This is a genomic window from Microbacterium sp. LMI1x-1-1.1 (genome assembly GCF_040676205.1).
Classification (GTDB): Bacteria; Actinomycetota; Actinomycetes; order Actinomycetales; family Microbacteriaceae; genus Microbacterium; species Microbacterium aquilitoris.
The window spans coordinates 207,937-222,100 of the sequence record NZ_JBEGHM010000002.1 but is presented as its reverse complement, the minus strand read 5'-3'; the positions used below and the strand labels follow the sequence as shown (position 1 = coordinate 222,100).

At 71.3% G+C, this 14,164-nt stretch carries 13 protein-coding genes; 6 read left to right on the top strand and 7 right to left on the bottom strand.

Annotated features, from left to right (window positions below; translation table 11 throughout):
• Window positions 1-3: 3 nt before the first annotated feature.
• Complete coding sequence (locus MRBLMI1x_RS08725) at window positions 4-270, bottom strand: YlxR family protein (RefSeq protein ID WP_081626480.1); 267 nt, start codon at window positions 268-270, stop codon at window positions 4-6.
• A gap of 9 nt (window positions 271-279) precedes the next feature.
• Entirely contained in the window at window positions 280-1,269 is a 990-nt protein-coding gene (nusA, locus tag MRBLMI1x_RS08720; protein WP_018188598.1) for a transcription termination factor NusA, read from the bottom strand.
• A gap of 118 nt (window positions 1,270-1,387) precedes the next feature.
• Here nusA and MRBLMI1x_RS08715 point away from each other — a divergent pair, with 118 nt between their 5' ends.
• On the top strand, window positions 1,388-2,188 hold the full coding sequence (locus tag MRBLMI1x_RS08715; RefSeq protein WP_363458213.1) for a DUF1206 domain-containing protein: 801 nt from the start codon (window positions 1,388-1,390) through the stop codon (window positions 2,186-2,188).
• A gap of 1 nt (window position 2,189) precedes the next feature.
• On the opposite strand, the gene MRBLMI1x_RS08710 is transcribed toward MRBLMI1x_RS08715, so the two are convergent.
• The 3 genes from MRBLMI1x_RS08710 to MRBLMI1x_RS08700 form a co-directional block, all read right to left on the bottom strand.
• A complete protein-coding gene (locus MRBLMI1x_RS08710; protein WP_363458210.1) occupies window positions 2,190-3,053 on the bottom strand; it encodes a hypothetical protein in 864 nt (287 codons plus the stop codon).
• Between the two features lie 4 nt (window positions 3,054-3,057).
• On the bottom strand, window positions 3,058-4,137 hold the full coding sequence (locus MRBLMI1x_RS08705; protein ID WP_363458207.1) for a TIGR00730 family Rossman fold protein: 1,080 nt from the start codon (window positions 4,135-4,137) through the stop codon (window positions 3,058-3,060).
• A 72-nt stretch (window positions 4,138-4,209) separates the two neighbouring features.
• A complete protein-coding gene (locus tag MRBLMI1x_RS08700) occupies window positions 4,210-6,003 on the bottom strand; it encodes a proline--tRNA ligase (protein ID WP_363458204.1) in 1,794 nt (597 codons plus the stop codon).
• 62 nt (window positions 6,004-6,065) lie between these two features.
• Here MRBLMI1x_RS08700 and pcp point away from each other — a divergent pair, with 62 nt between their 5' ends.
• On the top strand, window positions 6,066-6,701 hold the full coding sequence (pcp, locus tag MRBLMI1x_RS08695) for a pyroglutamyl-peptidase I (protein ID WP_414685572.1): 636 nt from the start codon (window positions 6,066-6,068) through the stop codon (window positions 6,699-6,701).
• 64 nt (window positions 6,702-6,765) lie between these two features.
• Here the strand turns inward: pcp and MRBLMI1x_RS08690 are convergent, their stop codons facing one another.
• Window positions 6,766-7,599, bottom strand: a complete 834-nt coding sequence (locus tag MRBLMI1x_RS08690; protein WP_363458201.1) for a cation-transporting ATPase — start codon at window positions 7,597-7,599, stop codon at window positions 6,766-6,768.
• Window positions 7,600-7,681: 82 nt separating this feature from the next.
• Here MRBLMI1x_RS08690 and MRBLMI1x_RS08685 point away from each other — a divergent pair, with 82 nt between their 5' ends.
• From MRBLMI1x_RS08685 to MRBLMI1x_RS08675, 3 genes are read left to right on the top strand one after another with little or no spacing between them, the layout of a single operon-like run.
• Complete coding sequence (locus MRBLMI1x_RS08685; RefSeq protein ID WP_363458198.1) at window positions 7,682-9,118, top strand: RNB domain-containing ribonuclease; 1,437 nt, start codon at window positions 7,682-7,684, stop codon at window positions 9,116-9,118.
• A gap of 51 nt (window positions 9,119-9,169) precedes the next feature.
• Window positions 9,170-9,832, top strand: a complete 663-nt coding sequence (locus tag MRBLMI1x_RS08680) for a GntR family transcriptional regulator (RefSeq protein WP_116228693.1) — start codon at window positions 9,170-9,172, stop codon at window positions 9,830-9,832.
• Window positions 9,829-10,848: a 1-aminocyclopropane-1-carboxylate deaminase gene (locus tag MRBLMI1x_RS08675; RefSeq protein ID WP_363458194.1), complete on the top strand. Its 1,020-nt coding sequence runs from the start codon at window positions 9,829-9,831 to the stop codon at window positions 10,846-10,848. Before MRBLMI1x_RS08680 ends, MRBLMI1x_RS08675 begins: the two co-directional genes overlap by 4 nt.
• 45 nt (window positions 10,849-10,893) lie before the next feature.
• Here the strand turns inward: MRBLMI1x_RS08675 and ispG are convergent, their stop codons facing one another.
• Window positions 10,894-12,024 (bottom strand): flavodoxin-dependent (E)-4-hydroxy-3-methylbut-2-enyl-diphosphate synthase, encoded by a 1,131-nt coding sequence (gene ispG / locus MRBLMI1x_RS08670; RefSeq protein ID WP_018188608.1) that lies wholly within the window; start codon window positions 12,022-12,024, stop codon window positions 10,894-10,896.
• A 237-nt stretch (window positions 12,025-12,261) separates the two neighbouring features.
• Here ispG and MRBLMI1x_RS08665 point away from each other — a divergent pair, with 237 nt between their 5' ends.
• Window positions 12,262-14,160 carry a chorismate-binding protein gene (locus tag MRBLMI1x_RS08665; RefSeq protein ID WP_336124267.1) on the top strand — a complete coding sequence of 633 codons (1,899 nt, stop codon included), beginning with the start codon at window positions 12,262-12,264 and terminating at the stop codon, window positions 14,158-14,160.
• The last annotated feature ends 4 nt before the right edge of the window (window positions 14,161-14,164 follow it).

Genomic DNA, 14,164 nt, shown 5'->3' with positions numbered 1-14,164 from the left:
CGTTCAGCCGTTTCGCTGGAGGGATTCTCTGGTGGTCCGCGCATCCAGCTCCGCTGTGTCCAGCGGAGTGGATGCCCGTAGTGCTCGTCCGAATGCGCGCCGCTTGAGTGCGGTGCTCACGCATCTGTCCGTGTCATGCACCCACGCGCCCCGACCCGGGAGGACGGCCTTCTCGTCGATGACGAGGGCACCGTCCCTGGCCACGATGCGGAGCAACGAGGACCGGGGGGCACGCGCGCGGCATCCCACGCACGTTCGAACAGGTTCCATCCTACCGCGTCAGGACTCGTCGAGAATGCTGTCGGGCTGGATGTCGATCTTCGCGCCGGTCAATTTCGCCGCGAGCCGGGCGTTCTGACCTTCCTTGCCGATCGCGAGGGAGAGCTGGTAGTCCGGGACGAGCGCGCGCACGGCCTTGGTGGCCTGGTCGAGCACGAAGCTCGAGGTCACCTTCGCGGGCGACAGCGCGTTCGCGACGAACTTCGGCAGGGTCTCGTCGTAGTCGACGATGTCGATCTTCTCGCCGCCGAGCTCCTCGGTGACGGCGCGCACGCGGCGGCCGAGCTCGCCGATGCAGGCGCCCTTCGCGTTGACGGCCGGGTCGTTGGCCTTGACCGCGATCTTGGTGCGGTGGCCGGCTTCGCGGGCGAGCGAGATGATCTCGACGACGCCCGAGGCGATCTCGGGTACCTCGAGGGCGAAGAGCTTGCGCACGAGCCCCGGATGCGTGCGGGACACGGTGATCTGGGGACCCTTCATGCCCTTCGAGACCGACGTCACGTAGACGCGCAGGCGCGAGCCGTGCGCGTAGCTCTCGCCCGGCACCTGCTCCTCGGGGGGCAGGATCGCCTCGATCGTGCCGAGGTCGACGTGCACCATGCGGGGGTTCGGCCCCTGCTGGACGACGCCGGCGACGATGTCGCCTTCCTTGCCCTTGAACTCGCCGAGCACGGCGTCGTCGGCGATGTCGCGGAGGCGCTGGCTGATGACCTGCTTCGCGGCGAAGGCGGCGATGCGGCCGAAGTCGTCGGGCGTCGATTCCTCTTCGCCGATGATGACGTCGTCCTCATCGCGCAGCGGGATGTACACGGCGACGTGTCCGCTCTTGCGGTCGAGGTGGGCGCGGGCGCCGTCGGGGAGTTCACCGTCGGGAGACGTGTGCTTCGCGTAAGCGGTCAGGATGGCCTGCTCGATGATCCGGATCAGTTCCTCGAACGGAATCTCCCGCTCACGTTCGACGGTCCGCAGCAGCCCCAGGTCGATGTCCATAGGTGCCTCCCTTTTCAGTTGCTCAACACGGCGCCGCTCGCACCCGGTGTTCCGGTGCGTCGCGGCATCCCGTCAACGTTACCCGATCCGCAGTGGGGCGACCTGAGAAGATCGAGGGATGACCGATGCCGTGGAGGACGCTGCGCAGAGCGTGCGCCGCTCCCCCATCGCACGGGGACTGGCGCGAGGCGGCTACGCGGCCAACGGCGTCGTCCACCTGCTCTTCGGCGTGATCGTCGTCGTCATCTCCTTCGGCGGGCGCGGCGAGTCCGATCAGGCGGGTGTGTTCCGCGCCATCCTCGACGCCCCGCTGGGCCTGGCGCTCGTCTGGCTGCTCGCCCTGCTGCTCGCCGCGCTGGGCCTGTTCCAGGTGCTGCGCGCCTTCCTCGCGAAGGGGACGGATGCGGCCGCCTGGGGACGGCGATCGTCGGCGGCCGGGCAGGCCGTGGTCTATCTCGCGCTCGCGGCCATTGCCGTCACGGTCGCCCTCGGCGCCCGCCTCGACGGCGACCGGAGTGCACAGCAGGTCGCGCACTGGCTGCTCGAGACCCCCGGAGGGGTGTTCGTCGTGGCGGCGGCGGGCCTCGGGCTCGGCATCGGCGGCCTCGTGTTCGCCTCGATCGGGGTGAGGCGCTCGTTCGACAAGCAGGTCCGCATCCCGCGGGGTCGCATGGGGATCGCCGTCACCGCCACCGGCGTCGTCGGCTACCTCGGCAAGGGCCTGTCCGTCGCGATCGTCGGCGTGCTGCTGATCGTCGCGGCCGTGAAGCAGGAGGCGGCCGCGGCGGGCGGGTTCGACGCCGCCATCGAGGCGCTCCTCGAGCAGATGCTCGGCCCGTTCCTCGTCTTCCTCATCGGGTTCGGTCTCGTGGTCTACGCCGCCTTCAGCTTCCTCCGCGCCCGCTACGCGAAGCTCTGACTCACCCGCCGAAGTCGCACCGTGCGGCGACCCAGCTGAGGATCCGCCCCCGCTCCTCGTCGGAGACGGGCACGTCGACGACACCGCTCCTGCCGTCGACCTCGACGTCGAGGGCGAAGACCGTGCCGCGTTTGTCCTCTTGGACGACGTGGGGGTCGCAGCGCTGCGGCTCGATCGGGACCTCGACGAGCGCCGAGCCGTCGGGGACGGCGAATCGTGTCAGCCGGCTTCCGAACTGCAGGAGGGGCGTGGACTGCACCGCGACCACGCGCGCGTTGCCCCCGGTGCCCGTCGGCGTGATCTCCAGAGGGAGGATGCCGAGACCGGATGCCGGGAGCACCGCGTCGCCCCACGACACGCGCAGCGACGCCGCCAGCGCCTTCTCGAGGCAGTCCCGATCGGTCAGCTCGTCGAGGAAGCCGAGGGCATCGGTCAGGATGCCGGTTCGGTCGGTACCGTCGGCGAGGTCGAGCTCCCAGCGACGGTCCCGCGCGCCTCCGATGCAGGTCGATGCGGGCAGGGTGAGGGGGAAATCGAACGACTCCCCCGCGGCGACCCGTCCGCCCTCCACGACAACGACTCCGCTCAGCCGATCGTCGATGAGGCGGATGCCGGAGATCTCGAGCGCCTGCGGCGAGTCGTTCTCGACGCGCACGGACGCCCGGCGGCGCTGCTCGTCGCCGCGCTGCTGGTGGATCCAGACCTGGATGCCCGCGTCCGACGAGCTCGGCGTCGGCCCTGGTGGCGGCCCGGGTGACGGAGCGGAACAGCCCGACGCCGCACCCCCGAAGGCGATCAGCGCGGCGACGAGCGTCGAGAGCGCAGACAGCCGTGCCCGGCGGTGGGGCCCCGGCGTCCGGCTCATGCGCTCACGATACGGCGTGCGGTTCGATCGGCGGGGTGGCCGGCGGCGCGGATTCAAGCTCGTTGACGGCGCGGATGAGGTGATGGAGCTCGCCGACCCGGTGCCGGTCGAAGTCCATGAGCAATCGCGGGAGGTCGAGGCGATCCGCGTCCTGCCGCTCACGCCGAAGGGGCACCGTGCGCTCGATGCGGCCACCGGTGAGCAGGTGCGCGAAACGTGCGGACAGGTCTGCCACCTCGGCATCCGTCGGCTCGGCGCACAGGCGCAGCACGAGTCGCGACCCGATCCAGCGGAGCGAGTCGTAGTTCCGCCAGAAACCCGTGATCTCGGCCTCCGCCGCCGCCACCGAGTCCGTCACCAGGACGCGGTCCAGGTCGTCGGGCGAGATGACGCCGGACGGGATGAGGTGGTCTTCGGCGAAGCGCTCGAGCCCTTGCCAGAACGAGCCGCCCGGAGCGTCGAGGAGGACGATCGGGGTGGGCTCGGCCTTGCCGGTCTGCTGCAGCGTCAGCAGCTCGAAGAGTTCGTCGAGCGTGCCGAACCCGCCCGGGACGCAGACGAACCCGCGGGATTCCTTGACCAGCATGAGCTTGCGGGTGAAGAAATACTTCATGGCGACGACGCGGTCGGCTTCGGCGATGACCGCGTTCGGCTTCTCCTCGAACGGCAGCCGGATCGAGACGCCGAGGGAGTGATCGGGCCCCGCCCCCTCGGCGGCGGCCTGCATGATGCCCGGTCCCGCCCCCGTCACGACCATCCAGCCGCGGTCGGCCAGCGCGCGTGCGATGTCGGCGGCCGCGCGGTAGAGCGGATCGTTCGGCCGGGTCCGCGCCGATCCGAAGATGGTCACCTTCGGCGACGTGCGGTACGGCGCGAACAGCGAGAACGCCGAGCGCATCTCCGACAACGCGGCCGACGCGATCTTCAGATCGAGCCGGTCCGTGCCGTCGACGCCGAGCCCCACGCCCGTGACGAGGATCCGCGCGACGAGGTCGGCATCCTCCTCGACACCCGCATCGGACAGGAGCGTACGGATGGCGTCGGTGACGTCACCGTCGAGGGAGGTGGTGGAACTCGGCGACATGCCTCCAGGCTGTCACGATCCGGCATCCGACGGGTGAACGGCGGGGTTTCCGCCGGTGACGGATGCCGCCGCTCAGGCGGTGAGCGCGGCGACGGCCTCTGCGGCGGCGAGAGTGGTGCGCTCGCCCGAGCGGCGGTCCCAGAGCTCGACCTGCCCCTCGGCGGCGCCGCGGCCGACGATGAGGATCCACGGGACGCCCACGAGTTCGGCATCGCCGAACTTGACGCCGGGCGAGACCTTGGGCCGGTCGTCGAGGAGGACGTCGCGCCCCGCCGACTCGAGGTCGGCGGCGAGCTTCTCGGCGAGGTCGAAGGCCGCGGCATCCCGCCCCGTGGCGACGACGTGAACGTCGAACGGCGCGATCGACTCGGGCCACATGAGCCCGCGGTCGTCGTTGTTGAGCTCGGCGAGGATCGCGAGGATGCGCGTCACGCCGATGCCGTACGAGCCCATCGTGACGGTGACGAGCTTGCCGTTCTCGTCGAGGACCTTCAGCCCGAGCTTGTCGGCGAAGAAGCGGCCCAGCTGGAAGACGTGACCGATCTCCATGCCGCGGGCGAGCTCGACCGGGCCGGAGCCGTCGGGGGCGGGGTCGCCGGCGCGGACGTCCGAGACGTCGACGACGCCATCGGCGGTGAAGTCGCGGCCGTAGACGACCGAGTGCGCGTGCTTCTCGTGCTCGTTGGCTCCCGTCACCCACGCGGTGCCCTCGACGACGCGGGGGTCGACGAGGTACCGGATGCCGGTGGCCGATTCCTCACCGAGGACCGCACCGTTCGGCGACCAGGGTCCGATGTAGCCCTTCACGAGACCGGGGTGCTTCGCGAAATCCGCCTCGGTGGCGGCCTCGACGTCTGCGGGCGCGAAGGCGACCTCGGCGCGCTTGTCGTCGATGTCGCGGTCGCCGGGGAGCCCGACGACGACGAGTTCGCGGGTGCCGTCGAGGTGCGTCAGGGCGAGCACGACGTTCTTGAGCGTGTGCGCAGCGGTCCACTGCGTCGCACCCTCGGTCGCGGGGCCGGCGATGCCGGGCGCGGGCGCGTCGAGGTGCGCGTTGCTGTGGGTGACGAGGGTCTCGATCGTCGGCGTGCCGGGCGAGTCGAAGACGACAGGGGCACCGCCCGGGATCGGCAGGTTCTCGGGGACGACGGTCGTGAACGCCTCGACGTTCGCGGCGTACCCGCCGGCCGAGCGGACGAAGGTGTCCTCGCCGACGGCGATCGGGTGGAGGAACTCCTCGCTGCGCGCACCGCCCATGAGGCCGTTGTCGGCCGCGACGATGACGTACTCCATGTTCAGACGCGTGAAGATGCGCTCGTACGCGTCGCGCTGCGACTGGTACGAGACGTCCTGGCCCGCGTCGGTGTAGTCGAACGAGTAGGCGTCCTTCATCGTGAACTCGCGACCGCGCAGCAGGCCCGCGCGGGGGCGCGCCTCATCCCGGTACTTGTCCTGGATCTGGTAGATCGTCAGCGGCAGGTCCTTGTACGACGAATACAGGTCCTTCACGAGGAGGGTGAACATCTCCTCGTGCGTCGGCGCGAGCAGGTAGTCGGCGCCCTTGCGGTCCTGCAGACGGAAGATGCCGTCGCCGTACGAGGTCCAGCGCCCGGACTCCTCGTAGGGGTCGCGCGGCAGGAGCGCCGGGAAGTGCACCTCGAACGCTCCCGCGTTCCCCATCTCCTCGCGGATGATCTGCTCGAGCTTCGCCTTCACGCGCAGACCCAGCGGCAGCCACGTGAAGATGCCGGGTGCGGCGCGGCGGATGTAGCCGGCGCGCACCAGCAGGCGGTGGCTGGTGACCTCGGCGTCGGCCGGGTCTTCGCGGAGCGTGCGGAGGAAGTATGTCGAGAGACGGGTGACCACGAGCGTCAAGTCTAGGTGCGCGGAGCCGTCGCGCGTGGCGGCAAGCGGCTTAGCCTGGAGGGATGCCTCCTGTGCTGCTGACCGGATTCGAGCCCTTCGCGGGTGACGGCACCAATCCCTCGGGCGACGCCGTCCGCGCCGTCGGCGAGCGGTGGACCGGGCCGGCGCGCCTCGTCACCGAGGTGCTGCCCGTCACGTTCGACGGTGCGATCGCGCGGCTCGCGGTGCTGCTCGACGAGCATCGACCCGACATCGTCGTCGCCACGGGTCTCGCCGGCGGCCGCACCGCCGTCACCCCGGAGCGGATCGCGGTGAACCTCGCCGACGCCCGCATCCCCGACAACGCCGGATATCGACCGCAGGACGCCGCGGTGGTGGAGGGCGGGCCGGCCGCCTACTTCGCCACGCTCCCGGTGAAGGCGATCAGTGCGGCCCTCGGTGCCGCCGGCATCCCGTCCACCGTGTCGCACTCGGCGGGCACGTTCGTCTGCAACGCGACGATGTACGCCGCGCTGCATGCGACCGCCGGGACGCCGACGCGCGCCGGGTTCGTCCACGTTCCGTGGGCCGCCGGTACGGGTCCCGTCGGCGCGTCAGCCCTGCCGTTCGAGCAGATCGTGGACGCCGTCGAGATCGCCGTCCGCGTCTGCCTCGACGCCGACGCGGATCTCAGCATCGCCGGCGGCGATCTGTCGTAACAGGTCGATCTGTCGCGACAGGGCGATCTGTCGTGACAGGTCGATCCGTCGTGAGAGGGCGACCTCAGCGACCGAACAGGTCACCGAGGCCCGGCAGGTCGAACCCGCCGAGGTTCTCCCCGAACCCCGCGACCTGATCGCCGACGCCCGCGATCTGCTCGCTGACACCGCTGACGGCGCCCTCGGCGAGCGCATCGACGTCGAGGCCCTGGGCGAGCGCGTCGAAGTCCACGCCCATGCCCGCAGCCTGGGCCAGAAGCGGGCCGGCGACGGACGTCACGATGGCTCCGCCGGCGACCGCGCCGAGGATCCCGACACCGGCACCCAGGGCGGCGCCGCCGGCGACGCGGGATGCGCCCCCGCCGCGGCTCGCCCGCGACAGCAACCCGGTCATCAGCCCCGGCCGTGAGGCCTCTCCGCGCGCCGCCGCGCGGGCGAGATCGGCCGGAGCCGCGGAGCGGGGTCGTTCGTGGGTCGGCAGTTCCGCCACCATCCGCGCCTGGACCTGCGCGCGCTGATCGGGAGTCAGCCTCGCGAAGGCCTCCTGGTGGATCTGCTCGATCTGCGCGGGATCGGCGGTCTGCATGAGGTAGTCGTAGCGAGCGATCGCCCGACGATCGGCGTCCGTAGCAGGGTGGGCGGATGCCTGCCCGCGGGATGCGGGCGGAGGCGTGAGCGACGCCGACGAAGGGCCCGGCGTCGCTGCCGGTGCGCCGGCAGCGGGGGTGGCGGGTGCAGGAGCCCGCCCGTCGCCCGTCAACGCATCGGCGGCCGAGCGGACGATCCCGCGCCAGTCGCCCGTGCGGGAAGAACTCGGCGAGCCCGACGGCCCGGTGCCACCGGGTTTTGCGTCGAGCGCTTTCGTGGCCATGCCGATCAGTCGGGAGAGCTTGCTCATGCCGCCGACGGTATGCGCCCGCGTTATGGAGCGCCTGGACAGGACCGACGAGTCCGCTGACCGGTCGTCCTACACTGACGGCGTGCCCATCCGTCGCGCGCGTCTCGTCTCCCCCGCCCAGTCGGACCTCCGCGACGCGCTCGCGGCCCTCCGCATCGAGTTCGACCTCCCCGCGGACTTCCCCGCCGACGTGCAAGCCGAGGCCGAGCACGCCGCCCGCACCGTCCCCGTCGATCCTGCGGCCGCAGGGCTGGCGGACCTCCGCGGCATCCCGTTCCTCACGATCGATCCGGAGGGCTCGACCGACCTCGACCAGGCGCTGCACCTCGAGCGGACCGCCGACGGCGGCGGCATCCTGCACTACGCCATCGCCGACGTCCCCGCCTTCGTGCCCCTGGGCGGGGCGGTCGACGCGGAGGCCCGCCGTCGCGGCCAGACGATCTACGCACCCGACGGGAGGATCCCGCTGCACCCCGCGGTCCTCAGTGAGGATGCCGCCTCGCTCCTGCCGGACCGCGACCGCCGCGCCTACGTGTGGCGCTTCGAGCTGGATGCCGGAGCCCGCCCCACCTCGACGTCGCTGACCCGCGCGGTCGTCCGTTCCCGCGCCCAGTGGTCCTACGTCGATGCGCAGGCCGCGCTCGAGAAGGGCGGCGCGCCCGATTCGATCCGACACCTCGTCTGGTTCGGCGAGGAACGCGCCCGCCGGGAGATCGAGCGGGGTGGAGCGAGCCTCAGCCTCCCCGAGATCCGTGTCGTGACGACGCCGCAGGGATACGCACTCGAGGCCGACGAGGGTGTGCCCCTCGAAGACGCCAACGCGCAGGTGTCGCTCCTGACCGGCATGGCCGCCGCTGAGATCATGATCAGCGGCGGGGTGGGCATCATCCGCACGATGCCCCCGGCATCCGATGACGACGTCGCGGCCTTCCGGGCGCAGACGATCGGCTTCGGCCTGCCGTGGCGGGAGGCCGTGCCGTACGGCGACTACCTCCGCGACCTGCCGCGGACGCCCGTGGGGCGTGCGGTCCGGGAGCACGCCGCCGCTCTGTTCCGCGGCGCCGGATACGCGGCCTTCGACGGCGACCTCCCCGAGCTGACGACGCAGGCCGCGATCGCCGCGCCGTACGCGCACGTCACCGCGCCGCTGCGACGGCTCGTCGACCGCTGGGCGCTCCTCGTCTGCGATGCCCTCGCCAACGGCCGGCCCGTTCCGGATGACGTCCGCTCCTCGCTGACCGACCTCCCCGAGACGATGGAGCGGTCCGCACGCATCGCATCCCAGGTGGATGCTGCGGCCATCGAGCGCGTCGCCGCAGCAGTCCTCACGGGTCGCGAGGGCGAGGAGTTCGACGCCGTCGTCCTGCGTCAGCGGGAGGGCGGGGCGCGCGTGGCGCTCACCCTGCCGCCGCTCGAAACCGTCGTCGCTGACGTGGACGCACAGCCCGGCGACGTGGTCCGCGTCCGCCTCGTCGCCACGGACGTCGCCCGAGGGAAGAGCGAGTTCGTCGCCGTCTGACCGCGGCGCGTCGATTTGCACGAGCCGGGCTCCTCGTGTGCAATATATTGCATGCCGGTCCCCGCCACCTCCCTCCCTCCCCGCGGTCTCCTCCGCGATGACGTCCGCGCCAAGCTGCGTGACGCGATCGTCGACGGCACGCTCGCCCCCGGCGAGCAGCTGCGCGATGCGGAACTGTCCGCCTGGCTCGGGGTCTCACGCACCCCGGTCCGCGAGGCGCTCCTCGACCTCGCCCGCTCGGGTCTCGTCCTCGCTCAGCCCGGTCGCTCCACGATCGTCGCGCCGATCGATGGGCGCGCCGAACGCGATGCCGCCTCGGTCGTCGCCGCGATGCACCGCATCGCGGTCGTCGAGTCGACACCGCTGCTCACCGACGACGACATCGACCGGATGCGGCGGGCCAACGAGGCGTTCGTGGCCGCCCATGCCGCCGGGGACACCGCGGCGGCCCTCCGCGCCGATCACGACTTTCACGCGGTCGCCGTCGATCGGGCCGGCAACGAGGCCGTCCGCACCGTGCTGGCCCTCTACGGTCCGGTGCTCGAGCGCGCCGAGCGCCTGCGCTTCTCGTCGGATGACGCGGATGCCTCGGCGGCGCGCCACGCCGAGCTCATCCGGCACTGCGCCGCCCGTGACGCCCAGGCCGCGGCATCCGTCGCCGAAGGCCTCTGGCTCGACCTGCTGACCGACACCACCCCCCAGGAGCCCGCATGATCCTCGACCAGTTCCCCCGGCATCCGCTCACCTTCGGGCCGAGCCCCATCCACCCGCTGAAGCGGCTGACCCAGCACCTCGGCGGCGCGCAGGTCTGGGCCAAACGCGAAGACGTCTCGAGCGGGCTGGCCTTCGGCGGGAACAAGACGCGCAAGCTCGAGTACATCGTCCCGGACGTGCTCGCGAGCGGTGCCGACACGATCGTGTCGATCGGCGGCTACCAGTCGAACCACACCCGCCAGGTCGCGGCCGTGGCCGCCCACCTCGGCCTCAAGGCACGGCTCGTGCAGGAGAAGTGGGTCCCGTGGGACGAGCCGGTGAACGACAAGGTCGGCAACATCCTCCTCTCCCGCATGATGGGCGCGGACTCCCGCCTCGACGACGCCGGCTTCGACATCGGCATCCGCGATTCGTGGAAGCAGGCCCTGCAGGACGTGGAGGATGCCGGTGGCACCCCCTACCCGATCCCCGCTGGCGCGTCCGAGCACCGTCTGGGCGGTCTCGGGTTCGCGAACTGGGCGTTCGAGGTCGCCGAGCAGGAGAAGCAGTTCGGCGTCTTCTTCGACACGATCGTCGTCTGCACCGTGACCGGGTCGACGCACGCGGGCATGATCGCCGGCTTCGCCGCGCTCGAAGAGCTGACCGGCGTGAAGCGGCGCGTCATCGGGATCGATGCGTCCGCCACGCTGCAGAAGACGCGCGATCAGGTTGCGCGCATCGCCCGGAACACGGCGGAGCTGATCGAGCTCGGCCGCGACCTGCGCGACGACGAGATCCAGGTGCTGGAGGGCTGGGCGGGCGACCTGTACGGCATCCCGGTCGACTCCACGATGTCGGCGATGGCGCTCGGCGCGCAGCTCGAAGCGATGATCACCGACCCGGTTTACGAGGGCAAGTCGCTCGCCGGACTCATCGACCTCGTCCAGAGCGGCGACATCCCGAAGGACTCGACGGTCCTGTACGCGCACCTCGGCGGGCAACCCGCGATCAACGCGTACCACTCCCTCTGGAGCTGACGAGAAGCGGATGCCGGGGGCCCGGCCCTCGGCATCCGTGTCGTGTCAGGAGGTGACGACCTGCGCGGTCCCGAGCGGCGCGTCCGGACCCATCTCGTCGGCGAGACGGTTGGCCTCGGCGATGAGGGTCGCGACGATGTCCTCCTCGGGGACGGTCTTGACGACTTCGCCCTTGACGAAGATCTGGCCCTTGCCGTTGCCCGAGGCAACGCCGAGGTCGGCGTCGCGCGCCTCACCGGGACCGTTGACGACGCAGCCCATGACCGCCACGCGCAATGGCACCGTCATGTCCTTGAGACCCTCGGTGACGTTGTCGGCGAGCGTGTAGACGTCGACCTGGGCGCGTCCGCAGGACGGGCACGAGACGATCTCGAGCTTGCGCTCGCGGAGGTTCAGCGACTGCAGGATCTGGTGGCCGACCTTGACCTCTTCGGCGGGCGGCGCCGACAGCGAGACGCGGATCGTGTCGCCGATGCCCTCGCCGAGCAGGATGCCGAACGCCGTCGCGCTCTTGATCGTTCCCTGGAAGGCGGGGCCGGCCTCGGTGACGCCGAGGTGCAGGGGCCAGTCGCCCCGCTCCGCGAGCATCCGGTAGGCCTTCACCATGACGACGGGGTCGTTGTGCTTGACCGAGATCTTGAAGTCGTGGAAGTCGTGCTCCTCGAAGAGGGATGCCTCCCACACGGCGCTCTCGACGAGGGCTTCCGCCGTCGCCTTGCCGTACTTGTCGAGGATCCGCTTGTCGAGCGACCCGGCGTTGACGCCGATCCGGAGCGAGACGCCGGCGGCCTTGGCCGCGGCGGCGATCTGGCCGACGTTGCCGTCGAACTCGCGGATGTTGCCGGGGTTCACGCGCACGGCGCCGCAACCGGCGTCGATGGCGGTGTAGATGTAGCGCGGCTGGAAGTGGATGTCGGCGATCACGGGGATCTGGCTCTTCATCGCGATGATCTTCAGCGCGTCGGCGTCGGCCTGGTGCGGCACGGCGACGCGGACGATCTCGCAACCGGACGCCGTGAGCTCGGCGATCTGCTGGAGGGTCGCGTTGATGTTGGTCGTGGGCGTCGTCGTCATGGACTGGACGCTGACGGGCGCGTCGCCACCGACGAGGACCTTGCCGACCCTGATCTGACGGCTCTTGCGACGAGGCGCGAGGACCTCCGGCACGCGGGGCATCCCGATGTTGACAGCTGGCACGTCTCCAGCCTAAGCCGCCGGAGACCGCTCGGCACGGAAGGAGACCCCCAGGATGCCGCCAAAGCCGCCTGTGGTAGGTTCACCCCATGTTCGTGAACCGCACGTGGTGGCGCTCCGCCTGAGGCGGACGCTGCGAGCATCCCGACGACCGCCTGAGCTGAGAGCCCGGCGGTCGTTTCTCGTTTCACCGGCGACCGCCCCGAACGGAAGAACCCCATGTCCGGTAACGCCCCGATCCTCCTCGCCGACCTGGCCGCCCGCGGCATCCCCTTCGCCCTTCTCGCCCGCGACGGCGAGACCGTCGAGGTCCTCACGGGCGACGTGGTCGACGTCGCCCTCCTCGCCGACATCCCCCTCACCGATGCGACCGGTGCGGCGCGCGAGGTCCTCGCGCTCGTCCCCTTCCGCCAGGTCGTCGAGCGCGGCTTCGCCTGCCACGACGATGCCGCACCGTTGCGGTGCCTCGTCGTCGGCGAGCGTCACGCGCTTCCGCTGGCCGATGCTCTCGCGCAGCTGCCGACGGATCGCATCCCCCTCGAGGATGCCGGGTTCGACATCGACGACGAGGCCTACGCCGACATCGTCCGCCGCGTCATCGCCGACGAGATCGGTCGCGGCGAAGGCGCCAACTTCGTCATCCGCCGCGACTACGTCGCCGGCGTCGGCGGCGACCCGCTCACGGCCGGGCTGACCTGGTTCCGTGCGCTCCTGGAGCACGAGCGCGGCGCCTACTGGACCTTCCTCGTCTCGACGCCCGGCCACCTCGCCGTGGGCGCGAGCCCCGAAGCCCACGTCAGCGCCCAGGACGGCGTCGTCACGATGAACCCGATCTCGGGGACCTTCCGCCACCCGGCGGGCGGGGCCACGGCCGAGACCCTCACCGAGTTCCTCTCCTCCACGAAGGAGACGGAGGAGCTGTTCATGGTGGTCGACGAGGAACTGAAGATGATGTCGGCCGTCTGCAGCGACGGCGGCCGCATCACGGGGCCGCACCTCAAGGAGATGTCGCGTCTCACGCACACCGAGTACATGCTGCGCGGTACGAGCACGATGGACCCGCGCGACATCCTCCGCGAGACGATGTTCGCCCCCACGGTCACCGGCTCCCCCATGCAGAACGCGTGCACCGTCATCGCCCGGCACGAGCAGAGCCCCCGCGGGTACTACTCCGGTGTCGCGGCACTCTTCACGCCGCGCGCCGACGGAGGGCACGACCTCGACGCCCCCATCCTGATCCGCACCGCCTACGTCGTCGACGGCCGCCTGCGCGTCCCTGTCGGCGCGACGCTCGTGCGGCACTCCGACCCGCACGGCGAGGTCGGCGAGACGCATGGAAAGGCCGCCGGCGTCCTCGGCGCGATCGGTGCGATCCCGCGCGACGTCGTCGCGGCTCCTGCCGATGAGGACGCCCCCGCCGCATCGCGCCCGCTCGGCGACGATCCGGTGATCGCCGAGCTCCTCGCCTCGCGCAACGCGCGCCTGGCTGCTTTCTGGCTCAACCCGCAGGGCGAGCCCGCACGCGGGCCGTTCGCGGGGACGCGGGCCCTGGTGGTGGATGCCGAGGACCGCTTCACCACGATGCTCGCCCACCAGCTGCGCCACCTCGGTGTCGACGTGACGATCGCGCACTGGTCCGAGGCATCCCGTGACGCCGTCGCCGCCGCGGACCTCGTCGTCTCCGGGCCCGGGCCCGGAGACCCCCGCGACATCGACAGCGAGCGGATCGCCCGCATCCGCGAGGTCGTCGCCGCGCGCCTCGACGCCGGGGCGCCGCTGCTCGCCGTGTGCCTCAGCCATCAGGTGCTCGCCGACCGTCTGGGTCTCGACCTGGCTCCTCTGGCCAGCCCTCACCAGGGACTGCAGAAGACGGTCGACGTGTTCGGAGCCGCGGCATCCATCGGCTTCTACAACACCTTCACCGCGCGCGTCGCCCCCGGCATCGACCACGTGGGTGCGACCGAGATCGCCGCCGATCCCGTCACGGGCGACGTGTACGCGCTGCGAGGGCCGGCGTACGCGTCGGTGCAGGGGCACCTCGAGTCGATCCTGTCCCGCGACGGGCTCATCACGCTCGAGCGTCTCGTCGCCCACGCGCTCGGCACGACGGCGGCGTGACCGC